Below are 20,318 nucleotides of genomic sequence, written 5' to 3' on the forward strand. Positions count from 1 at the left end.
ACATGAGTGACACCACTTTGAGCGCGGGAACGGCGGTAACCCCGCATCCCGCGTCCACGGCGCGCGCTGCCGCGCTGCGCCGTTTCGGCGCGCACCTGCTGCCGTGGCTCGCGCCGATCGCGATCCTGCTCGCGTGGGAAATCGCCGCGCGCAGCGGCGCGCTGTCGACGCGCGTGCTGCCCGAGCCGCTCGCGGTCGTGAAGGCCGCATGGTCGCTGATCCAGTCCGGCGAAATGTGGGCCGACGTGAAGGTCAGCACCTGGCGCGCGGTGTCGGGCTTCGCGATCGGCGGCGGCATCGGTTTCGTGCTCGGACTGGCGACGGGTCTCTTCAAACCCGCGGAAATCGTGCTCGATTCGACCGTACAGATGATCCGCAACATTCCCGCGCTCGCGATGATTCCGCTCGTGATCCTGTGGTTCGGCATCGAGGAACAAGCGAAGGTGTTCCTCGTCGCGCTCGGCGTGTTCTTCCCGGTCTATGTGAACACGTTTCACGGCATCCGTTCGGTCGACGCGAACCTGACCGAGATGGCGCGCAGCTATGGCGTCAAAGGTTTCGCGCTGTACCGCCACGTGATTCTGCCGGGTGCGCTGCCGTCGATCCTGGTCGGCGTGCGTTTCGCGTTCGGTCTGATGTGGGTCACGCTGATCGTCGCCGAGACCATTTCCGCGCAATCGGGCATCGGCTACATGACGATGAACGCGCGCGAATTCCTGCAAACCGATGTGGTGGTGGTCGGCATTCTGCTGTACGCGGCGCTCGGCAAACTCGCGGACATGCTCGCGAAGAGCCTCGAGCGCGTGTCGCTGCGCTGGCATCCGGCCTATCAGCGAGGAGCAAAAGTATGAGCGCAACGACGCTATCGACGACGTTCGGCGGTATCGCGGGCAGCGATCTCGAGACCGAACTCGCGCAGCCGCGGCTCGCGGATCACGACGCGAACGAGGCTGCGGGGGTCGAGCGGGACGGGGCGGCCGGGACTCATCACGGCTCGCAAGCCGGCTTGCAAGCCGCTCCCGCGCTGGCCCGCAGCGACGCGCGCCCGGCGAGCGACTACGCGGTGCAATTGCGCGGCGTCGGCAAGCGCTATGGCGAGCGCGAGGTGCTGTCGGGCTTCGATCTGTCGATCGAGCGGGGCAGCTTCGTCGCGATCGTCGGCCGCAGCGGTTGCGGCAAGTCGACCTTGCTGCGGCTCGTCGCGGGTCTCGAGGAAGCCAGCTCGGGCGTGCTCGAAAAGCGCGCCGGGAACGGCGGTCCGCTCGACACCCGCATCATGTTTCAGGATGCGCGTCTGCTGCCGTGGAAAAGCGTGCTGCAAAACGTGATGCTCGGCCTCGGCCGCGGCGCGCGCGACGATGCGCGCGCGGTGCTCGCCGAAGTCGGCTTGCTCGAACGCGCGAACGACTGGCCCGCGCAACTATCGGGCGGTCAGCGGCAGCGCGTCGCGCTCGCGCGGGCGCTCGTGCATCGTCCGCAATTGCTGCTGCTCGACGAGCCGCTCGGCGCGCTCGATGCGTTGACGCGCATCGAAATGCACGCGCTGATCGAAAGGCTGTGGCGCGAGCATCGCTTCACCGCGCTGCTCGTCACGCATGACGTGCACGAAGCCGTCGCGCTCGGCGAGCGGATTCTGCTGATCGAGGAAGGCCGCATCGCGCTCGATCAGCCGGTCGCGCTCGCACGTCCGCGCGCGCGGGCGTCGGCGGGCTTCGCCGCACTCGAAGACCACGTGCTGCAACGCGTGCTGAACAACGCGCCGAACAACGACACGCTGGCGCATCGCGCGTATCAGCCCTATGACCCGTATGGCTTGCCCGAACCCTGCCGTCTCACGCGGCCGACCGAAGTGCGCTGGGCCGTCTGAGTTTTCCTGGCAAATCGATCCGATCTGTTACCAACTGCTTCTATGGAGTGATCTGAAATGAGCATTTCCGCCATCAACGTGCGCAATCAGTTCAAAGGCAAGGTCAAGGAAATCATCCGCGGCTCGGTGGTGTCCGAGGTTGACGTAGAGACGCCGTTCGGTATCGTCACGTCGGTGATCACGACGCGCTCGGTCGACGAACTCGAACTGAAAGTCGGCTCGGAGGTGGTCGCGCTCGTGAAGTCGACCGAGGTGTCGATCGCGCGGCTTTGATGACGCTCCGCCAATGCGAGCGGCGTGCGCAGCGGCTATTTCGCGTTTGCGCCGCTTGCGGGCGGCTCGTGCGACATGTGGTCGTTGGTTGGCTTCGCCGGCCGCTTGATCGGCATGTTGTCCGGGTTGCTCGAACTGCCGGCGCCCGAGGCGGCCTCGGGCGGTTTGGCCATCGGCGCATGGCTGTCCGGCGGCGCGCTGGGCGCCGTCTGCGCGACGGCGCTCGCGCCGCTCGCGAAGAGCGCTGCGAGCGCGGCGGCGGTGGCCGTCAACGTGGCCCAATTGCCTCGCTTCATGTCGTTCTCCTTCGATGTCGCGTGCCGTCTGCAGACACGCGGCTGTGTGCACGAGTAGCTAGTAGCAGGCCGCGTTCCGGGGCCGCTGCTGGCGCGTTGAGGCGTGCTCCTAACGGTCACGCCGGTTTCAGACGCCAATTGCCAGGCTCGACGCTCCGGGGAGCGGCCTCGTCAGGCGCACACCTGCATCCGCCGATGAAACTTGCTACGATGAATTGAGCATTCCGACGGAGACGGCCATGTCGAAGTCCTTGAGTCCTGAAGCGGTCGAAGCGTTGCGGCGTCTGAACGACGTCGGCGTCGGACAGACGGCGCCCGAAGTCGCGCAGTCCGTTGCGGCGGAGTTGCTGGCATGCGACCTGGTTGCCGAAGCGGGCAGCGGTGGGGTCGAAATCAACTGCAACGGCCGGCAGTATCTTTCCGGCGATTGCAACTGATCCGCTGATCGGCGGCCGGCCGCACGGCCGGTGTGTAGAGCGAGGCGGCGCGTCGCGGGTGAGCCGCGAGCAGGTGATTGGCCAGCGCGACGCCAGCTGGACGCGCGTGTCCGGCTACCGGCGATCAGCGAAACCACGGAGACGAGCATGGAGCCGAAGGGCGTCGACATGGGCGACTATCAGGCGCGCTATGGCGACTACGACGTCGAGGTGGCGGTGGAACAGATACTGACCGGCGTCAAGGCGCATTTCCGGGTGCTGCGCGACGATTCGACGGTGGTCGACTGGCAGCTCGTGCATATCGATAGCTTGTGGTCCACCGAGCATGCGGCCGCCGAGGCGACTTTTCGCGCGTCGCGCGAATTGATCGATGCGGGGCTGGCGAGTTAGACGCGGATAGCCGCGTCGCGACGGAAGGGGACGTCGTGTTCGGATGAGGCAAGGAAGCGGCAGGCGCACGAGACAACGGTTGCAAACCGAACGCTACCCGGGCAACGTACCGGATACCACGGCTGCCGTAAATGCAACTAGGCGCCGGCATCGATACTGCATGCGCGGCGCCCAGTTTGATCGCTGCCTTCAGAGGCAGCGGATCTGACGGTACTGCTGGCGGCTTAGTGGCCGAAGAACACCGATTGCGGACCCGACGTGGGTTCGCTGCGCGTGCCCGATTGCGTCGACACGCTATTCACGCCGCCGTATGCATTCGATTGCGCGTTGGCGCGTTCAGCAGCGACGGTCTGCGCGTTCTGGCCTTGTTGCGAAGCCGGCGCGCCAACCGACGGACGGTAGTACGGTGCCGGACCATAGCCGCTGGCGAAAGCGGGAGCGGCGATAGAGGCAGAAGCGGCAACCAGCAGGGCGGCGATAAACTTGGTCTTCATGGTAGGACTCCGATAACGTTTCGTCTGCATTTCAGGAAGATGTTGCAGGAGCCAGTGAACCAGGTGTCTGCAACGTCGATGGAAGCCAGTGTATACCCCTACTATTGAAAATTTGTGCCGATAATCTGAAATTACTATTCCCGACGAAGAAACAATCGTTCAGACGTGCGCGCCGCAAGGCGGACCGGTGAACCGGCCCTATTGGCCAAGCGGTTTTTGAGAGGCGGAAGAAGGCGGGAAGGGGTGATTGCAGTGCGGAAAACCGCACAGAAATCATGGAAAACGCAGAAGGCCGTCAGCAAAACAAAAACGGCGTTGTGATTGCTCACAACGCCGTTTGCTTGAATTCTTTGGGGTGGCTGATGGGACTCGAACCCACGACGACAGGAATCACAATCCAGCCGTCAAAATGCCTCGCAGCCGCGTCAGATAAGGTTCTCACAAACTAAATTCGGAACAGACGGGCGCTTTCATACACGGTGGCATGCGGGTTCGCGGTGAGTCGTTCCGAAAATTTGGACCATGCATTGCGCCTCTCGGGCTGTCTGCGCGTGTAGTGTTGTCGGTCATGGCCTGCTCGTCGCGAATTGCAACCGACTAGGACAGGCTCAAAATCGACCCACTGCGGACCACCAGTTCTCTCGAAAGCGGACGCTTAAGTTCGTGTCGTATCTGACCGCATCAGAACAGGCAGCCACAGATTTGCGATCCGACTGAGGCGAGCGTTTATTTATAGCTGATGAACGCCGAGATAGCTTCCACGTACGCAATTAAGCTTGTATAGCCTCGTCCGACCGCCTAACGTTCACCGATGTGGAACTGATGGCCTGCATATCTATATGCTGAGCGGTGGTATGGCGTGAACTTTCAACCATATTACGTGAATGGGTGCGCAATGTATGCTTCTCGCGCTTCGTTAAGGCACATGTATTTCATAGGCACGAGCTTGTGCTCGGCAGCGTTACTTATAGTTAATTTCAGCGGGTGTGCGTCGACATCTCAGACCTCGGACACTCAGAAGCCTAAGCAATGTTTGACGCAGCTTTGCTATGGGCAATGCAGACCTGTTGGCACTAACGGTGATCGATCGTGCAATGTGTTCTGCAAGGACGACAATGGCAAGGTCGGTATTTGTCTTTTAAACTTGGACTGTCCCGCGGTAGCGTGCCAGTAGATTCCAGTCAGGCGGAGAGCAGCTATGGATGAAGACGCAGACTTTGCGCGCGAGATCCAAGTTCTTGTCGAAGAAGCTAAACGCAAACGTGAGCATAAGCCCGGGCAGCGGGCGGGCGGGGCGTGCTACCTTCAAAAGGGGGTATTCAAAACCTGCTTTGATGACGTCACGCCGGAGCAATGTGATGAAATCGCCAGAACGTCGAATTCGATCGTCCTTTCTTATGTACCCGGTGAAACATGTCCACCTAACTCACGTGCCAGAGAAACGCCGAACGCTGACTAACTGCTCTGGTCATTTTCCGATCCTGAGTAAAATCTCGAATGGAATTTAAGCCAAATCATAGCGGTGGCTTTAATTAAGGCCGCGATGTTCTAGGTTTGCGAAACCAGACGCGGCGTTCTAAAACGAAGGGTCATTTAGACTCGGTAACTGTTTAAATACGCTTGCAGAGGAGGTAAGGAAATGGACTATGCCAAGATGACGCTATTATACGAGGGAGTCGGTGCGGCTAATAACGGTGTGATATCGACACTTGAAAATCATTGCAACGATACAACGCAACGGTTCGGATTTACGATCGATTATGCATCCGCAGTCCCGGAAGACAAGTTTGTCGAGGTATTCGTCGGGGTTGGCGCGAGAAATATGGGCGTTGTTTCGCCGAATGCAAATCATCTAAACGATGCAACGCAGAGCATAGGCATGCTGTCATTGGAGCCGGCATTCACTGGAGCAAGGAAGCTCTATGTTGGAATCGGCCAAAAGAATAACGGAGTTGTGACGCCTAACGAGATGCACTTAGACGACACCACGAAATTCCTTGGGTACGCACTACCCGTCTAAACGGATGGCAACGACGGTGATGCCAGATCGGGCGTCCGTTGTAGCGCTCTGATGTGCGAACGCCGAGAGTCGGGAATGGCCGATTCGCGTGAGTGGTGTCTGCAAATCCGGCCAGTCCACGCGCGCTTGATCGGATGCGTCAAATTTTCCTGACCTGACGCGGGCGACCGTTTGATCGCTGCTGGTGAAGATTGCGCACATCGTGGAGACGGATCGATGCAGCGGGTTGATCGAGACCGGGTTGCGGGGAAAAAGTAGGCAGCCAGCTCCTCACGATGTACTTATTCTGTGGCCCTTGCGACCTTGACGCGACGTCTGTCGTAGTGCCGGTGTGTCGTGCCCGGATTCGCGTGAGCGGCGAAGTCGTACGCATCCGCGTCGTGCTGCTCGAGCTTTGCGCTAATTGCAGTCGGCCGAACGTCCGAGAGTGCGAAATACTCCGGATGCTTGGTGATCTGCAGTTCCATAATGCCGCCGCGGAATGGCGCGTTGATCCGGTTCGCGATGCGCTGCGCAGCCTCATGCATGCGCTTCGCCTCGGCCTCGAGCGCGATGTTCTTGTCGAAGGAGCCGATGTAGGCATACATGGCGTCCTGCCAGACAGCATTCCAACCGCTTTTCGAATATGGCTGTCCGGTCCGCGTTGGAAAGAGGAAGAGGCTGTCGATTGCTCGATCGCGCTTGGCACGCTCGGTGACAGCGCGTAGCCGCCACGACCACTGCCGCAGCTTGTGCACTTCAGCCTCGCCTTTTTTCCGCTTCGCGCCGACGACGCGCACGCCCGCATCGGTCAGGCCGGACATATGGAACGGACGGATCTCCGCCGCACGAAAGCCGGTGAGGTAGCAGAACATCGCGGCTAGACCCATGGTGCGATACGACTGCTTCTGGCGCAGTGCCCATACGTAGAACGCGAGCACTTGATGTCGCTCGATCGTGCGCACATCCGGGTCGCCAGTGTTCAGCATCATCCCGACGAACGGGTTGTGCTTGATGACGCCCCAGCGCACAGCGTAGTTGCAGATCGTCTGCATCAGGGCCATGTCTTTATTGGCGCCGATCGGCGCGCCCGCGTTCGCTCGCGCGTCGAGAAACTGATAGCCGTGGAACGTTTCGAGAGCCATCGGCGCCATGCGGCCGAAAAACTTGATTAGGCGCTCGTACGCACCTTTGCGCACGGCCAAGCCATCTTTCGACTGATCCCGAAAGTGCGTCGGCGCAACCTCGTCGCGAAAGCGCTCGACCATGGCGGCAACGGAGCCGGCGACGATCTGGCCAGCCTGAATGTCGAGCGCTTTGCGCATAGCATTGCGCTCGGCGGTGGCGAGCGCGACCCGATCGCCACGCGGTGCAGTGGTGAACGTTTCGCTGCGGCCGTCCGGATACTTGTACCAGAACGAGACCTTACGAACGCCGGTGCGCTTGTACAGCCGGTCTATGCCAGTCGTTTCGTTGACTGCGGCCCGCTTTTCAGACGAAGGCTTGGAGGTTTGGCGCGGCATCGAATTTCGAGTTGTTGTGATCCGTCGGCGTGAGGCCGAGTTTCATGTCGCGGTACGCGCGTGAGACTTTCGGAAGGCCGTTTCGGTCGACGACGAATTTCCAGTGGTTGTCCTTCAACCAGCGTTGCATCGCGATGCGCTGATTGGGCTTGCAGTCGATCAGATCGGCCATTTCTTGAGCCGTGAGATAGTCGCTCATGACTCGCTCCTTGTGTGGATTTGGTTCACCGATTTACCCCCAAGACCATCTGGCGCAGTTGCGCGGCAACGTCGTGCGGCACGTCGAAGAAGCCAAGCGCGCCTTTGCATTCGACGAAGGGCAGCGGCCTGGCGTCGACAAGATGAAATTCGTACGAGCCGCCGAAATGCCAGAGCGACGAGCGGTTCGCAGGCTGGATGCATGCGTCGATCGTCGCGACACCGATGATTCCGCCACGTTGTAGGTGTTCGAACGACGGCAGTTCGATCGTTGGACCGCCGACTGGCCACAAGGGATCCTGTGCGGCTTCGTACTCCGCGCGCGTCATACCCTTGGAAGCGTGAATCAGCACGCGCCCGCGAACCTTGGTCGGCCAGCTGCGGTTCTCGATGTCCTTCAGGATGTCGGCCGCGCGAGCCGCCGCGCGAGCGAGCCCCGTGAGGTCGGGCCGAACGATAAGCCATGCCCATGGTTGGCGGATGGAAAGCGCTCTCATGCTAGGATTCCTAAAGCGAAAAACCGGAGCTGAACATGTCGGACCGACATCGCGAAATTGAATACGATCCGTATCGCATCATTGTCAACGCTGACCGGGAATATCTTGCCGGCGCTGCCGATCCGAATGGCCGCTTTTCGGCGCGAGCCGTAATTACGAGGCTGGACGGTCAACCTGTGTACAAGAATTTCCTCAACTACCAGCTCGAAGAAGGTCCGTGGTTCGACGAGCTTCAGGATGCACTCAGAGACGCAGAAGTGCGCGCTCGTACGGCGATCAATGACGGTTTCCCCGATCTCTGACATCACCGCTTCTCCGGAAATGCGTCATGCGTGCGGCCATCAAGTTCGCGGCCAGCTGCTTTCTTGCCCACTCGTCTGATCGTGATGCAGTCAGCGTCCTCATCGCTAGGAGGCGCGGCCCAAAGGGTGCCGTCGGCGCGCATGAAACGCACCTCGCCGGGTGTGCGGCCGAAGGCGGCAACCGAGGCATCGGCCCATTCGCCGTGCTGCTTGAATAGAAAAGGCACACCGGCCTCGCTGCATTGTTCGCGGAGTGTGCGGACCCAATCCGTATTTATCGGTCGCGCGCCACGTCCGCTTTCGCCGCCGGCGATGACCCAATCGAGCAGATCGATCATCCTCGTACGGTGCTCTGACTCCAGTTTCGGGAATGGATATTCGCCGCCGCACCGATGCGCGAGGTATTCCTTCGAGAGATCGACTTCGCCGAGGAGCGGCTCCATCGAGAGGAAACGTACGCGCGCCGGTACCTCGAGCAGCTTCGGAATGTCGCGGTCAGCTTCGGACTGGTTGACGATCGTTGCGCCGAGCCAGACGTTGTCGCGCCCCGCAAGCCAGTCATGCGAGCGTGCGCGCGCGACCATCTCGAACACATTGCCGATGCGCTTCGTGAGGAGCAACCAGTTCAGGTTAGGTGTGAGTTCGATGAGGTCGAACAGATCGCGGCGCCATGCCGGATCGACCGCGTTGTCGAATACATCGGCGAGCGAGGCGCAGAAAACGCGCTGACGCCGCTCGTGCGCGGCGAAGAACTCGCGGTGCGCGGCGTTCCACGCGAGCGGCTTTCGCCAGTTCGCCGCCGACGTACGGCGGCGCGGTGCGCCCGGGCCCCAGTTGATCGCGGTGCCACCCCCGAAGCGCGCATTGCGCGTCTCTGCATAGCAGTGGTCGCAGCCGGGGCCGACCTTCTGACAGCCTTCCCACGGATTAAACGTATGGTCAGTCCACTCGATTTTGCTGTTCGTGCTCATGCTACGATTACCCCGTCGATTAGGAGGCTGATATGGCGTTCAAGCAGACGAAGGGAAACAAAACAGTCGAAGCGTGCGTAATGCCGGCGCCGGGTGGCATGTTTAAGGGCTATATTCGTGTCCAGACGGAGCGACATGGGACTCTCTACTTTGAGACCACGGGACGTGGTTGCGGTCGTCCAGTACCCACGGAGGCGGCAGCGATGGCCCTTGCCGAGGCCGAAGCGAAACGAGTCCTCGGGGCCTAAGTTGAAAGTATCGACAGCGCTCACGCCTTATCTCCCTTCTCTGCGGATGCCGCGACAATTGCGCCCCCGGCTTTGTCAACGCGATGGCTGAGAAGCGCGCGCACCATGGAGCCTTCGATCCAGAACGTCTCGATGGTCTCCGGAAGTCCCTTTGGTGGTTCCTTCAGGCTCATGAAAATGAGCGCCGTGTCGATCTCGTTCGCGTAAGCCAGATCGTCGAGCCAGTAAAATAGGCGATCGCGCTCGGGTCCGATCAATACGTCGGCGCGGTCCAGCACCAGCAAACGCAGACCGCTGATCAGGCTGATAGCGCAGGCTAGGTGCGCGTCGGCGCGCCAACGCTCGGATTCAGACAGCAGTTGATACGGGCGCCCGTCGGCCAGAATTTCCATTTCAGGCGTGACCGTCACGTCTGCCCACTCGGACATCTCCGCGAGCGCGGTCAACTGCTCGTTGAGCGGCTGCAACGCCTCGCGCATCAGGTCTGCTGGAATGCCATCTGGCGCGAGCGCGTCGGCGATCGCTTCCCACGCCTGCACATCGGCGTGATGCGAGGCCGCGTCGCGCTCTTTTTCCCCGGCTGCTGCTGCGGCGCGCTGCTGGTCGCGGTGCTTCTCGACCTCCGCGGTGATAGTTCGGCGCCGCGCCTGCAAGTCCGCGAGTTCCTGTCGAAGGCCGTCAACGTCGATGACCGGAGCGTCGGTGTCTTCTTCTCCCTCGATGGCCAGCAACTGCTTCGCCGCGGTGTCGGCCGCCTCTAGCTCGCGGCGGCGATTGGCTGCTGCGTTCTGCAGCATAGTCAGGCTGGCTTCGTATTCGGGCAGCTTGGCAATTGCCTCGTCGTCGCGCGTCGCGGCAGTTTCGGCGTTCAGCACGCCGTGCAGATAGCGGAGCAGGGCTCCGCATTCGGGGCACGCGCATTCGATACCCGCCGGCGTGCCGTCCGCGCGCTCGCGAAGGCTGTCGACTTTCGGCTTGAATTCCGCGACCGCATCATCTGCCCGTTGCACGAGATCGGTCAGGCGGGCGAACTGGGAGGCGGTGGTGCGCAGGGAAGCGACCTGTTCTGCCCGTTCGCGGGCCGTGTTCTGGGCGACCTCGGCCGCGCCGATTTCCTGCTGCACGTCGCCGATCTCGCCGTCGAGCGATTCGCGATCGGCCTCGAGCTTGAGTAAGCCGGCTTCGTCGAACGTCACCGCGGCGGGCGCCCAGCCGTCAGCCTTTGAACTGCCGTAGGTCTCACCGGTCACGACGCGCCACGCGGTTTTTGCGGCTCGCGCCTTGTCGCCCGCTTCCTTGTGGGCGGCGTCGATACCGGCGCGCACCATCGGAATCACCGACTCGATCCGCTTTTTGTCCGCAACGGCCATAGGTGTTTGGTCGAACAGCCGGGCGACGAGCCGACGGCGAATGTCGTCCGAGCCGACCTTGACGCCCATCAATTCGTACAGGAACGCGCGTCGTGCCTTATCATCAAGATGCGCGAAACGCTGCGCATCGAGCACCATCGGCAGGCGCGGATCGTCCGTCAGCCCGCGCGCGAGCTTGCCGCCCGGCAGCGTGATGCTGTTCGCAGTGTCGTCAGACGTGACAATGATCTGGCCGTCCTTCGCGTCGTCGTGCAGCAGCTGACCGTATGCCTTCTTCAACGACACCCGCACGGTGTCGCCAGTCAGCGCCATGCGGACGGCTTCCTGAATGCTGCTTTTACCGGCGCCGTTGGCGCCGGCGAACAGTGCGACGGGCTTGGTCAGGTAGACGTCGGCCTCGGCGATGCCGAGAACGTCACGCACGAGGATATGAGTCAACTTCATGCTTCGTCCCCGCCAAGGTCGTCGCCGTCGTTGGCATCGGTCACTGTTCGACGGCCCGTTTCGTCGGCCGTGCTCACGACGCCGCGCTTTTCGAGCTGCTCGATGATGATCGCTGCGCGGTTGTAGCCGATCTTCAGGTGGCGCTGAAGGAAGCTGATCGTCGCGCGCTTGTGCTCGCGCACAAGGGCCACCGCATGCTCGAACAGTTCGTCGACGGGGTCATGACTCTCGGCTGCGTCGACCTGTTCCTCGTGCCACGACTTCCAACCCTTTATCCACGCGATGCACAGATCTCCGCGCATGAGCGGGCACTCGCTTTCGGGCAGTCCGTCGGCAGCAGCTTTGCGACCCGCTTCGTGCTGCTCGTCGATCTCGGATTGCAGAGGGCCGTCGCCGAGCGCGGCGACCGGGCGGAATTCGGCGTCTACAACGTCGTCGTCATCGTTGTGCGGGCCGCCCATTCCATCGCCATCCTCGGCGGTGTACTCGCCGCCCAGGTCGAGTCCCCGCTGATCGTTTTCGCCGCGGACCTCGTCCATGCCGCCCGTATGCTCCCCGGCGTCGGACACGACGATCAGCACCTGCTTTCCCTGTGCGTCGTAGAGCTCGTGCAGCGAGGGCGCCGCTCTGCCCACCTTGATGACGGCCTTCGCGCCGTCCTTGATGGTGATCTGCTCGAGGTCGCCGGCAACGACCATGCGTCCGTCGCTGGCGATCAGGTGCACGGCCATCGGCGCACTGCGAAAGGACAAGCAGCCATGAAAATCGCTTTGGTGCTTGTCTCAATGATGTTAGCGGGCTGCACGGTGCTGCAGCCCGCTCAGCAACCGTCGGCGTCGATCGCTCAAACGAAGATCGTCGACAAGGGCTGCCAATGGGTGAAGTTCATCACGGCCAGCCCGGACGATACGGATGAAACGAAGCGCCAGATCATCGCTCACGACAAGGCGTTCATTTCGAACTGTCCTGATGCACCTCGTTGAAGGCAGGAGCAACCCTTCAGCACGGCTCTGCCGCCTGTTCCGGACCAGGAGGCGATGGCTGCGGTGGTGCAATCAAAGACGCCGCGCCAACGCTTGCTGTCGGTCGGTCAGGCATTCCGCAGGTACATAATGGCCGTCAACTGCAGAAGGAGGCGTTGTGAGGCGCGGAAGCTGGTCGCTGGTCCGTGCGCCAGTGGGCGCGATCATGCCAACGATGTCTCCTGATTCCAGGAGAGCCCATCCGGCCACCTTGAAAATGAGCTTGCTATCGCGCTCGACAAAATACCAACCATCACATGCAGTAAAGTTTTTGATTTCCATATTTCCTCTTTTTTTGGTAGGACGCGCTCGGGTCGCGACCCCTGTATGCGACCACAGGATCGGGAATCGATGTGCAATAAAAAACGCCGCCCGAACAGGGGCGGCTGGAAAGATGCCAATCTGACAAACCGGACCCAGGGAAGCGGCCCGCCAATGAAGTCTCTTAGATTTGCCCGTGGCGGGCAGTCGGACAACTCCGAAATCTGCGCGCGGCCCTTCTCGCAGGGCAGCGATCCCACGCTCAGCTACCGTCGACGTGGACGCTCCTCGAGGTCATCATCTGACCAGATCGCCCTTATCTGGCCAGGCTATACAAGCGTCTGGCTGGAGGAGCCGTTCATTACTGTCGGCTTCTGTCTCGGCTTTCTCGGGCTCGTGTTTTTCAAGCAGCCGCTTGTGACGAGGAGGCATGCCGGTTCAGGCGGGACGGCGGATAGCAGCAGCCGATAAAGAACGGTTGGTTGCGCATTTCTGGGGTCGATGGCCAATGCGGTGGCCGATGCCGGGTCGTGTGCTGCCGGCCGCCGTCAGGCAGGGATCGGGGCATGAGCGGTCGTTCGTCTGAGCGGCGACTCGGACAGTCAGACGGCGGTTGCCCCACGAAACGGCCATTCGACAACATTACTTCATCGAGCTTTCCGATTGTTCCACGTCTCGATACGCGGGGCGGTCCTCGAATGACCAATTCAGATAATCAAGAAGGTGCTGCAAACTGAAGAAGTTTTTTGGCCTCACAGCGCGATAAAGAATGGCTGCTGATCGAATGGTCTCAAGGCGATAATGAACTGGTTAAACGTTGGCTCTCAACGCTTCAAGTTGTGACGCCCCTATAACGCTCAGTGAATGTCACGAAGATGCGTTGGCGCATTAAGCGCGACCATCAGTATATGGAGCAAGGGTTCGGTTTGGATCACGTCGAAGGCCGCAGTTGGAAGGGGTTCCACGATCATACGTCGCTCTGCATCGCGGCCTACGGCGTTCTGGTCGCGCAGCGCCTGATTTAAGGCGTTGGAAAAAATTTCTCCATCGGCGACCGCTTCACATCACTTGGCGCCTAGGTATTTACGGAGGCTTTTCGGCATATCCCGGACCGCAAGCGCGCGATAAAGTCTGAGGGAAGTATAATGTATTGCTTGCACCGCTCGACGACCATATACTTTTTCGATTTCCTCCTCGCTCCATCCCATCTGACTTATGACAAGATACCAGAGCGCAATCGCCCTGCCTATGCCGGAGAGTTCTAAAGCAAAGTTGATAAGCGCGGCAAACATAAACAATACGAACAATGGCACTTCAAACCGCACAATCATGGTAGGAAGTAAGCTAAGGCTGCCAAACTCAATAAGATCACCAAGATCTATTTTATAGAAAAATAAAAAACACAAAAAACCTAATGAGAAAATTAATATTGACGGCCTCGCATAGAAATGAAAAATTCTAGCATAAACATTTTCAGGAGCCGAAAATTCCAAAGATAGAAATTTTACGATAAACGGAGACGTTCTTATCTTATTCCGAAACACGATCGCGTCAAATATAGATTGCATTACCCGCCCCGGATCTTGATCGACGCGCGACTGGCTTCCAATGATTTCCCCGAGGAAACCCAATGATACTGGCATTTCGGCGATCACTTGAACGCTAGCATTCGTTGCAGCAACGATTGCCGCGCATAATTCCTTCTCAAGCCCGAGCAAACGATCCGCAACTAATCGAGCGAATATAAATTCAAAAAAAGATTTGTGAGCAAATCGAAGCGCTCCCGTTTTGCCATAATCGACGACCAACAGGCCGTAAGTACGCACGTCTGTCTCGATTTCGATTATCGGATCTTTGCGTCCCGCCAATCGCTCCTTCAATGGTCTTATTGGCCCCGTTTGAGTCCCCAAGCGCTTTAGATTGATGTTTTCGGGTATAAGATCGTATAGTTTCAACACAGCATCGTGAAACTGATCGCGAAAAATCTGATTGGGGAGATTTCGCGCTGCCATATATGAAGCAATTCCGGTCATAAAGTATTCCCTTTCATTTGGTGATAAACGCATAAATTCTTTCCCAGACGCAGATTTTTGTTCTTGTCGACGGTAACTGTGAAGGGTAAATAGTTCCATAACCCCCGCCGAATTTAGGTTGGGGCGCTGGGAAAGTCCCGCGCTTTTCCACAAAATGGCTACGATATACAGGAGAGACGGTCTAGATACAATGTCAAAAAATCTGCTATCGTTAGCAGCTAACGCGACGATCTGCTCGCGAGTGCTTTGCTCGGAGAAGGATAAACTCGCAGCAATTTGGCCAACGTCGAAAAACTTGAGGTAGAACGCTTCACAATGCGGCGCGGCACCGGACGCGCGTTCTATGCCGAGCGCCGCCTGCAGTTCTTTTTCGTCAAGAAAAAAATTAGGACGACCAGTTATAATCATTTTATTGCGAGGATAAGCGAACCCTTTCCATAGGGCGCCAAAGTGATTGCGCCGGGCCTCCACATCGCCTGCCTCCGCCATCTCGTCGAAACCTTCAAAGATCACGATGGCGCGACCGGCCATAATCAATTTCATCAGCGACCGTGGCTCGATCCGGTATGCACTGCACCACGCGCCGAGCAATTGGATTGGAAGTAACGTCGACGGACTCGCGCCACGCAGTTCTATCAAAAGGGGAATTCGTTTGTTATTTTCAATAGCATGCTGAATTTGGCGATAAGTGAACATCAGAGCTGCCGTGCTCTTACCTTGGCCATATTCGCCTAACAGCGCAATGTGCCGTTGACTATGCTCGGCAAGCCACCTTGAAAGAAGATCGTTCAAATCCTCACCTGACCCTTCCACCGCACGTTGTGCTTCCATGTCATGGTGTAGGGTCAGCGGCGGAACATAGACGTCTTGGATTGTAAGATTCGAGTCGGGAAGGGTTTCTTTAGTCGCGCGCCTTTCGATTTCTCGGAAATAATCAGAAAAGTCTACTAATTCATCTAGGAGAGAGGTTTCGTTTTCCAGTCGAAATTCAGTATTTCCAACTCGTTTGATTCCAGTCGTCGAATTATCTTGAGTAGCCACGAGCAGTTCTATGTTACGAACCTCCGAAGAAAAGAGTCGTTCCACATATTCTGAAAACTGAGTCAGGCGTGCATCTGTTGGTGCGGTGTGGACACACAACAGGCCAACTTGAGCCCCGGTTTTTTTATTGCTTCCGAACCATGCCGACTGCATATCATGCCATCCATCAAGCGGAAATAGGTAGTCGCGCCATCGCAGTTCGACAAGCTCTCTCGCATTCTCGGCCCATGAGAGGGTTTCAGACGGAGGTGGAACTGGAGTTCCAAATAAGGTAGGAAGTACTGTATAAAGAGTGTGCGGCCCCTCTCTCCGAATGATTCGCAACATTTCGAGGAAACCTTCCACGACCCATGCCCTCTGCTCGTGAATATCCAGTCGCATCTTATCCTCTATAGATAAGCTGCCCTTCCAATTGCTAAAGTTTCGGTGAATAAGATAAATTACGAACGCGATAAAGATTAGGATGAGGAGCTGATCCGAGAAACCTAGCGGTTGCGAATCCGACTTATGTGAGCCAAACAGCGTAGTGCGTAATTCTCCAACAACTGACTGGGGTGTTTTTCCTAATACGGTAGCGACGCCGAGGCCAACCAAGTTAACCGTGGCTATCAAAGCCGCAAAAGCATATCGCTCGCGCGTATATGGCTCGGACTTTCGTTTAAGATAGACTATATAGCCAACAGCAGACACAAGCGCGATTATCAAAACGATTACGATTATTGTGCCGGGCGCCATTTTACTGATCCGCTTTTTGAAGTTTGCTTTGATGTCGGAAACAAGACTTCGAGATTCTGTTGCGTACTGCACCGTAATCTCGCATGTTCCCAGGTCAACCCGGATGGCTCTCCCAGTCGAGAGCGATAGATCCCACTTGTTGGCCTATTCGGAAGACTAGACCATCATTACAGGATAGCAATCAAAAAATTTAGGCTGGCTGATAAAAATGCGTCGAAGGTACAATGCTGAGCGTAGAGCGGAGTGCTAACTCGATTCGTCGCGCTTTTATTAAGTACTGCCTCATACACCCCTTCGACCGTCAGACTTAGAAGCGTTAGTCCAATGCATAGGTGGACAGTGCGGCTCAGGGATTTCAGCAAGGACTCGGATCAAAATGCACGTGCCGGCGAGGGGTCCCCTTTCTTACGATGCCTCCACGACTTGAATACAAGGGCTTGGCTTGGCTAGGCTGATGAAAACGAAGACGCGTGGGCCGATTGAGCGAAAAGTCGACAACGCGGATGGACGATTCGCTCGCACCCGCTGAACAAGGGTTTCCACTGCTAGGCATACGTGGAAGTGGCGACTGCTGCGGCGGCAACGTCGCGTTCTCCACCGGCAGTCCGACATGAGCACGGGCAACCCCTGACCGTTTAGCGTTTGAGCAGGCTGCCGCATCAAACAGGCATGCTGCCAATCTTAGCGAGTGTCGGCGCTAAAAGCTGAAGCTCGCTGATGTCGCTTTGCTGCGTCATCAGTTAAACGAGCGCGCCGCGCGAACAGGCACTGCCGGTAATCCCTGCAAGAACGCTGGAGAATTAAATGAACCGTATTGATCGCCGCGCGCGCGGGTTCGGACCCATCCACGGCGACGGTATATGTCCTCAGCATTTGGTTTTGGCCAAGCCGGCTTAGCTTACAGGCCTGTAAGGATACGGTGTAGGTCATCTGAGGAATGCGCCGCGGTCTACCGGCGCGCTGGTTGACCCGGCGTCTGTTGTGCGCTGAATGTGACACTGCCTTTTGAAATATGGCTTCTTATTTGACAGACCAGCTCCCGGTGAGCCAGCGCCCCAAACGACTCTTCCACTCCGGTAGCTGCGTATCCGTCAGCGCATCCCGTCTTGAACGCACGTAAGTGCGGTGCCAAGGTGTTGCCATCGTAACGACGGAGCCATGCGATGGACGACACATCGGGAGAAACGGCTGTACCAACAGGTGCGCGACGCCCCCGGCAAGGCGAGGCATTCTGGCGCGAAATGGTCGTGGCATGGACCGCAAGCGGACTCGGCACGCGACGTTTCTGTCGTGAGCGCGGGCTGGCCCTCAGTACCTTCGGCGTATCCGTCAGCGTAACCCGTCAGAAGTTGGAATTTAGTACGGGACCAACAACACTGCGAGAGATCAGGACGAGGTGAGCGAGATCCCACTGCGACAGTGCGACGGCTTTCTGAATGTCAGAACGCGTAACCTTGATCATGCCAGTAGTGCCAGTCAGCGACGGCTACTTGTGTCGGTTCATCGCAGCTCACCGGAACGATCTGGGCCAGGGGTGCCACCACGTCACGTTGGCCCCACTGAACCCAGACGAAGATGCCAACCCGACACAGGTCTTCATGAGCGAGTCCTGTGACCGAGACGTGTTCACCCGGGCGCAGCGGTGAAGAGGCCATTGCTTTGCGAATGCCGGCCTCGAATGGAAACGAGAGCTGTTCTTCCAGATAGCAGTGCCACGACGTCGCCCGCTCTTCCTCGGTATAGGCGTCGACGACCACCTCCATCTCGATGCGATGTTCACGTTCCGCGTTGATTTTGGTCCTGACCATGATGTTGCACGGGTGATCGGCATAGATGGGGTTATAGGTCGACGATACGCCGCAGCAGGCCGTAGGAAACGCGCCAGTGTCCTTCGGAGTCTGTCACGGCAATCGAGGCAGTTTTCGAGTTCAGCCTGACGATGGTGCCGACCCGCTCGCTTAGGTGTTTGTCGGTGAAACCAACGGTGTCGCCGACGAAGAACTCTTCGCGTTGTGCGCGCGGTGGCGGTGCCGGTTCGGGATGAATCGGGGCGGCCGCGCTATCGGCAACGATCGCCGCATACGGTAGCGCCCAGCGCCGCCGGCTCACACTGTCCTGAACGATCGCCTGTGCGTGTCGAAGCTCGACGACGGTGCCCTGCGACGGAGGTCCCAGCGGATTGTCGCCGATATAACTGACGGCCATTCCGAGGTGCAGGCGCTGACGTACTTCCAGAATGCGTCGCGGGTCATGGAGCATTTTTCCGATGGCGAGATAAAGGCGATACAGCTCGGCGCTGGGGGCCTGCCGAAGCGAGTCGAGAATGTCCATGAACGTGAAGGCGTTTAACGGGAGAGCGGCAATAGTTCGTGCGCGCGATTGACAGGATACGACGGCAGCTTCTCGAGCGTGTCCTTGAGCCACGCATACGGTTCGAAACCGTTCAGGCGAGCCGTGCCGAGCAGAGAGTACATCGTGGCGGCGGCCTTGGCGCCACGCGGCGAGCCCGCGAATGTCCAATTGGCTCTCCCCAGGGCGATAGGGCGAATTTGACGCTCGAGAGCATTGTTATCAGGCAGCAGGATACCGCTTTCGGTGTAGCGAATGAGTGCCTGCCAGTGACGTAACGCATAGCCGAACGCCTTTGCGAGCGGCGCCTGAACTGGCAAACCGATGACGTTGCCTTCCAGCCATTGCCGGAACCGCACAAGTATCGGCAACGCCTCGGCTTGGCGCGCAGCATATTTGAGATCAGGTGTTTGGTCCCGGATGCGCGACTCGATCGCGTACAGGTTGGCAATCCACTGCAGCGCCTGCGCCGCAAGTCCCGGTTTGCTCTGCGCCTTCGCGATCTCGAAGAAGCGTCGGCGGCAATGAGCCCAGCATCCGACCTCGACGATGTCGCCGGTATCGTAGAGTGCGCCATGCCCACTGTACGCGTCCGCCTGCAGATAGCCTTTGTACTTCTGCAGGTAACGTAGCGGATGCGAACCGGAGCGCGACTCAGCGAACTCGAACACGACCGCCGGCGGGTGGTCAACCCAGACGCCGTTCTCCTCGCGCTGGCCCGCGCCCAGGTATCCCCATAATCGTGCTGTGCGCGTCGCCGTGCGACCCTTCTCGAGTAACGGCAGCGTCGTGTCGTCCACGTGCATGCGGGGTGCCTGCAACTGGTGAGCCCGTAGCGGTGGCAGCAGCACTTCGAGCAGTTCGGCTGCCGCCAGCTTCCATTCGCACAGCGTTGCCCGGGGCAGATGTACGCCACGTCGTGCATAGCGCATCTCCTGCCGGTTCAAGGGCAGATGATCGACGTAGGTGTTGACCAGAATGTTAGCCAGCAGACTCGCGCTTGCGTTGCTCTTCGGTAGCGGCGAAGGTTGGGCGCTTGCGGCCACGATGGTCGACTCACCATCCTTCTTCGCTGCGTACTTGAAGCGGATGTGCTCGATAACGGTGAGCCTCGATGGCTCGTAGTGCAGTGTCTCGCTGCGCTCCTCGCCGATCCGCTCGAGCGAATCAAATGCGGCTTTCTGTTCGTCGTTCAGATCGTATTCAATACGCGTGCGCGGCAAGTCCTTCGGCAATGCCGGACGCCCTTTGCGGGTGTGGCCCGCGACCGGAACCTCGGCGTGCTCGGGCGGAACGGGTAACTCCGTGGCGGCATCGAACAGTTCCGCCTGGCCCGCCAGCCGCTCGGAACTGACGCCGAAGCGGGCGCGGTTCGCCTGGGCAATCTGGTGCTGCAGCGCTTCCAGCTGCTCCCACAGCAGGCACGCCAGCCGGTTCTGCTCGAGCGCGAAGGCTTGCAGCGCATCGGGCTCGACCGGCAATTCCGCGACAGTGATGGCGGTGGGCGGCATGGCTATCATGATGCCCAACTCGCGCGACGTTTACAAGACCGGGGAGCCTTGTATCTG

Annotated in this window: 23 protein-coding genes, 1 tRNA gene and 1 pseudogene; 11 read left to right on the plus strand and 14 right to left on the minus strand. The window is 59.0% G+C overall.

Features of this window, described 5'->3' with window-relative positions; translation table 11 throughout:
* Positions 1-2 precede the first annotated feature (2 nt).
* The 3 genes from ssuC to OKW27_RS36705 are packed head-to-tail and all read left to right on the plus strand — an operon-like array spanning position 3 to position 2,140.
* Entirely contained in the window at positions 3-851 is an 849-nt protein-coding gene (ssuC, locus tag OKW27_RS36695; protein WP_429336330.1) for an aliphatic sulfonate ABC transporter permease SsuC, read from the plus strand.
* The gene (locus OKW27_RS36700) at positions 848-1,867 is read left to right on the plus strand and encodes an ATP-binding cassette domain-containing protein (protein ID WP_429336331.1); all 1,020 of its coding nucleotides are present in this window, start codon (positions 848-850) and stop codon (positions 1,865-1,867) included. Before ssuC ends, OKW27_RS36700 begins: the two co-directional genes overlap by 4 nt.
* Positions 1,868-1,924: 57 nt before the next feature.
* Positions 1,925-2,140 (plus strand): TOBE domain-containing protein, encoded by a 216-nt coding sequence (locus OKW27_RS36705; RefSeq protein ID WP_008922916.1) that lies wholly within the window; start codon positions 1,925-1,927, stop codon positions 2,138-2,140.
* A gap of 35 nt (positions 2,141-2,175) precedes the next feature.
* Here the strand turns inward: OKW27_RS36705 and OKW27_RS36710 are convergent, their stop codons facing one another.
* Positions 2,176-2,436: a hypothetical protein gene (locus OKW27_RS36710; RefSeq protein WP_090804375.1), complete on the minus strand. Its 261-nt coding sequence runs from the start codon at positions 2,434-2,436 to the stop codon at positions 2,176-2,178.
* Between the two features lie 239 nt (positions 2,437-2,675).
* On the opposite strand from OKW27_RS36710, the gene OKW27_RS36715 reads away from it, so the two are divergent.
* Positions 2,676-2,873, plus strand: coding sequence for a hypothetical protein (locus OKW27_RS36715; RefSeq protein ID WP_013089281.1), 198 nt, complete (start codon positions 2,676-2,678; stop codon positions 2,871-2,873).
* 147 nt (positions 2,874-3,020) lie between these two features.
* On the plus strand, positions 3,021-3,263 hold the full coding sequence (locus OKW27_RS36720; RefSeq protein WP_429336332.1) for a DUF6566 family protein: 243 nt from the start codon (positions 3,021-3,023) through the stop codon (positions 3,261-3,263).
* 224 nt (positions 3,264-3,487) lie between these two features.
* Here OKW27_RS36720 and OKW27_RS36725 read toward each other — a convergent pair whose 3' ends face one another.
* On the minus strand, positions 3,488-3,757 hold the full coding sequence (locus OKW27_RS36725; RefSeq protein WP_018418204.1) for a hypothetical protein: 270 nt from the start codon (positions 3,755-3,757) through the stop codon (positions 3,488-3,490).
* 351 nt (positions 3,758-4,108) lie between these two features.
* Positions 4,109-4,181: transfer RNA gene (locus OKW27_RS36730), tRNA-His, on the minus strand.
* A gap of 774 nt (positions 4,182-4,955) precedes the next feature.
* Between OKW27_RS36730 and OKW27_RS36735 the strand changes: the two genes are divergently transcribed.
* The gene (locus OKW27_RS36735; RefSeq protein ID WP_429336333.1) at positions 4,956-5,216 is read left to right on the plus strand and encodes a hypothetical protein; all 261 of its coding nucleotides are present in this window, start codon (positions 4,956-4,958) and stop codon (positions 5,214-5,216) included.
* A gap of 180 nt (positions 5,217-5,396) precedes the next feature.
* The gene (locus tag OKW27_RS36740; RefSeq protein WP_429336334.1) at positions 5,397-5,777 is read left to right on the plus strand and encodes a hypothetical protein; all 381 of its coding nucleotides are present in this window, start codon (positions 5,397-5,399) and stop codon (positions 5,775-5,777) included.
* Positions 5,778-6,058: 281 nt separating this feature from the next.
* Here the strand turns inward: OKW27_RS36740 and OKW27_RS36745 are convergent, their stop codons facing one another.
* Genes OKW27_RS36745 through OKW27_RS36755 form a run of 3 tightly spaced genes read right to left on the minus strand, consistent with a single transcriptional unit; the run spans position 6,059 to position 7,974 of the window.
* A complete protein-coding gene (locus tag OKW27_RS36745; RefSeq protein WP_429336335.1) occupies positions 6,059-7,279 on the minus strand; it encodes a hypothetical protein in 1,221 nt (406 codons plus the stop codon).
* A complete protein-coding gene (locus OKW27_RS36750; RefSeq protein ID WP_429336336.1) occupies positions 7,248-7,478 on the minus strand; it encodes a DUF4224 domain-containing protein in 231 nt (76 codons plus the stop codon). Before OKW27_RS36750 ends, OKW27_RS36745 begins: the two co-directional genes overlap by 32 nt.
* Before the next feature lie 25 nt (positions 7,479-7,503).
* Positions 7,504-7,974 (minus strand): ASCH domain-containing protein, encoded by a 471-nt coding sequence (locus tag OKW27_RS36755; RefSeq protein ID WP_429336337.1) that lies wholly within the window; start codon positions 7,972-7,974, stop codon positions 7,504-7,506.
* Positions 7,975-8,009: 35 nt separating this feature from the next.
* Here OKW27_RS36755 and OKW27_RS36760 point away from each other — a divergent pair, with 35 nt between their 5' ends.
* Entirely contained in the window at positions 8,010-8,276 is a 267-nt protein-coding gene (locus OKW27_RS36760) for a hypothetical protein (RefSeq protein WP_184068586.1), read from the plus strand.
* A 2-nt stretch (positions 8,277-8,278) separates the two neighbouring features.
* On the opposite strand, the gene OKW27_RS36765 is transcribed toward OKW27_RS36760, so the two are convergent.
* From OKW27_RS36765 to OKW27_RS36775, 3 genes are all read right to left on the minus strand, one after another.
* Positions 8,279-9,247 (minus strand): phage Gp37/Gp68 family protein, encoded by a 969-nt coding sequence (locus OKW27_RS36765; protein WP_429336338.1) that lies wholly within the window; start codon positions 9,245-9,247, stop codon positions 8,279-8,281.
* Between the two features lie 268 nt (positions 9,248-9,515).
* On the minus strand, positions 9,516-11,309 hold the full coding sequence (locus tag OKW27_RS36770; protein ID WP_429336339.1) for an AAA family ATPase: 1,794 nt from the start codon (positions 11,307-11,309) through the stop codon (positions 9,516-9,518).
* The gene (locus OKW27_RS36775) at positions 11,306-12,040 is read right to left on the minus strand and encodes a DNA translocase FtsK (protein WP_429336340.1); all 735 of its coding nucleotides are present in this window, start codon (positions 12,038-12,040) and stop codon (positions 11,306-11,308) included. Before OKW27_RS36775 ends, OKW27_RS36770 begins: the two co-directional genes overlap by 4 nt.
* 27 nt (positions 12,041-12,067) lie before the next feature.
* Here OKW27_RS36775 and OKW27_RS36780 point away from each other — a divergent pair, with 27 nt between their 5' ends.
* Positions 12,068-12,292 carry a hypothetical protein gene (locus tag OKW27_RS36780; protein WP_429336341.1) on the plus strand — a complete coding sequence of 75 codons (225 nt, stop codon included), beginning with the start codon at positions 12,068-12,070 and terminating at the stop codon, positions 12,290-12,292.
* Positions 12,293-12,364: 72 nt separating this feature from the next.
* Here the strand turns inward: OKW27_RS36780 and OKW27_RS36785 are convergent, their stop codons facing one another.
* A complete protein-coding gene (locus OKW27_RS36785; protein WP_184064771.1) occupies positions 12,365-12,613 on the minus strand; it encodes a hypothetical protein in 249 nt (82 codons plus the stop codon).
* Between the two features lie 728 nt (positions 12,614-13,341).
* Between OKW27_RS36785 and OKW27_RS36790 the strand changes: the two are divergent.
* Positions 13,342-13,614 (plus strand): annotated as a pseudogene (locus OKW27_RS36790) (IS701 family transposase); the annotation flags it as partial.
* 42 nt (positions 13,615-13,656) lie between these two features.
* Here the strand turns inward: OKW27_RS36790 and OKW27_RS36795 are convergent.
* Positions 13,657-16,473 (minus strand): NACHT domain-containing protein, encoded by a 2,817-nt coding sequence (locus OKW27_RS36795; RefSeq protein ID WP_429336342.1) that lies wholly within the window; start codon positions 16,471-16,473, stop codon positions 13,657-13,659.
* A 1,169-nt stretch (positions 16,474-17,642) separates the two neighbouring features.
* On the opposite strand from OKW27_RS36795, the gene OKW27_RS36800 reads away from it, so the two are divergent.
* Positions 17,643-17,801 (plus strand): hypothetical protein, encoded by a 159-nt coding sequence (locus tag OKW27_RS36800; protein ID WP_429336638.1) that lies wholly within the window; start codon positions 17,643-17,645, stop codon positions 17,799-17,801.
* A 39-nt stretch (positions 17,802-17,840) separates the two neighbouring features.
* Here the strand turns inward: OKW27_RS36800 and OKW27_RS36805 are convergent, their stop codons facing one another.
* The 3 genes from OKW27_RS36805 to tnpC are packed head-to-tail and all read right to left on the minus strand — an operon-like array spanning position 17,841 to position 20,270.
* Entirely contained in the window at positions 17,841-18,209 is a 369-nt protein-coding gene (locus OKW27_RS36805) for a calcium-binding protein (protein WP_429336343.1), read from the minus strand.
* A 31-nt stretch (positions 18,210-18,240) separates the two neighbouring features.
* Positions 18,241-18,732 carry a hypothetical protein gene (locus tag OKW27_RS36810; protein ID WP_429336344.1) on the minus strand — a complete coding sequence of 164 codons (492 nt, stop codon included), beginning with the start codon at positions 18,730-18,732 and terminating at the stop codon, positions 18,241-18,243.
* Between the two features lie 14 nt (positions 18,733-18,746).
* Entirely contained in the window at positions 18,747-20,270 is a 1,524-nt protein-coding gene (tnpC, locus tag OKW27_RS36815) for an IS66 family transposase (protein ID WP_429336345.1), read from the minus strand.
* Between the last annotated feature and the right edge of the window lie 48 nt (positions 20,271-20,318).

The sequence above is a fragment of the Paraburkholderia sp. 35.1 genome, from assembly GCF_050436525.1.
GTDB classification, from domain to species: Bacteria; Pseudomonadota; Gammaproteobacteria; order Burkholderiales; family Burkholderiaceae; genus Paraburkholderia; species Paraburkholderia tuberum.

Coding starts and splice junctions, on each gene's coding strand:
- ssuC (WP_429336330.1), top strand. CDS start 3: ATGAGTGACACCACTTTGAGCGCGGGAACGGCGGTAACCCCGCATCCC.
- OKW27_RS36765 (WP_429336338.1), bottom strand. CDS start 9,247: ATGAGCACGAACAGCAAAATCGAGTGGACTGACCATACGTTTAATCCG.
- OKW27_RS36775 (WP_429336340.1), bottom strand. CDS start 12,040: ATGGCCGTGCACCTGATCGCCAGCGACGGACGCATGGTCGTTGCCGGC.
- OKW27_RS36720 (WP_429336332.1), top strand. CDS start 3,021: ATGGAGCCGAAGGGCGTCGACATGGGCGACTATCAGGCGCGCTATGGC.
- OKW27_RS36780 (WP_429336341.1), top strand. CDS start 12,068: ATGAAAATCGCTTTGGTGCTTGTCTCAATGATGTTAGCGGGCTGCACG.
- OKW27_RS36810 (WP_429336344.1), bottom strand. CDS start 18,732: ATGGACATTCTCGACTCGCTTCGGCAGGCCCCCAGCGCCGAGCTGTAT.
- OKW27_RS36715 (WP_013089281.1), top strand. CDS start 2,676: ATGTCGAAGTCCTTGAGTCCTGAAGCGGTCGAAGCGTTGCGGCGTCTG.
- OKW27_RS36785 (WP_184064771.1), bottom strand. CDS start 12,613: ATGGAAATCAAAAACTTTACTGCATGTGATGGTTGGTATTTTGTCGAG.
- OKW27_RS36735 (WP_429336333.1), top strand. CDS start 4,956: ATGGATGAAGACGCAGACTTTGCGCGCGAGATCCAAGTTCTTGTCGAA.
- OKW27_RS36710 (WP_090804375.1), bottom strand. CDS start 2,436: ATGAAGCGAGGCAATTGGGCCACGTTGACGGCCACCGCCGCCGCGCTC.
- OKW27_RS36805 (WP_429336343.1), bottom strand. CDS start 18,209: ATGGTCAGGACCAAAATCAACGCGGAACGTGAACATCGCATCGAGATG.
- tnpC (WP_429336345.1), bottom strand. CDS start 20,270: ATGATAGCCATGCCGCCCACCGCCATCACTGTCGCGGAATTGCCGGTC.
- OKW27_RS36745 (WP_429336335.1), bottom strand. CDS start 7,279: ATGCCGCGCCAAACCTCCAAGCCTTCGTCTGAAAAGCGGGCCGCAGTC.
- OKW27_RS36755 (WP_429336337.1), bottom strand. CDS start 7,974: ATGAGAGCGCTTTCCATCCGCCAACCATGGGCATGGCTTATCGTTCGG.
- OKW27_RS36770 (WP_429336339.1), bottom strand. CDS start 11,309: ATGAAGTTGACTCATATCCTCGTGCGTGACGTTCTCGGCATCGCCGAG.
- OKW27_RS36700 (WP_429336331.1), top strand. CDS start 848: ATGAGCGCAACGACGCTATCGACGACGTTCGGCGGTATCGCGGGCAGC.
- OKW27_RS36705 (WP_008922916.1), top strand. CDS start 1,925: ATGAGCATTTCCGCCATCAACGTGCGCAATCAGTTCAAAGGCAAGGTC.
- OKW27_RS36760 (WP_184068586.1), top strand. CDS start 8,010: ATGTCGGACCGACATCGCGAAATTGAATACGATCCGTATCGCATCATT.
- OKW27_RS36800 (WP_429336638.1), top strand. CDS start 17,643: ATGGTCGTGGCATGGACCGCAAGCGGACTCGGCACGCGACGTTTCTGT.
- OKW27_RS36750 (WP_429336336.1), bottom strand. CDS start 7,478: ATGAGCGACTATCTCACGGCTCAAGAAATGGCCGATCTGATCGACTGC.
- OKW27_RS36740 (WP_429336334.1), top strand. CDS start 5,397: ATGGACTATGCCAAGATGACGCTATTATACGAGGGAGTCGGTGCGGCT.
- OKW27_RS36725 (WP_018418204.1), bottom strand. CDS start 3,757: ATGAAGACCAAGTTTATCGCCGCCCTGCTGGTTGCCGCTTCTGCCTCT.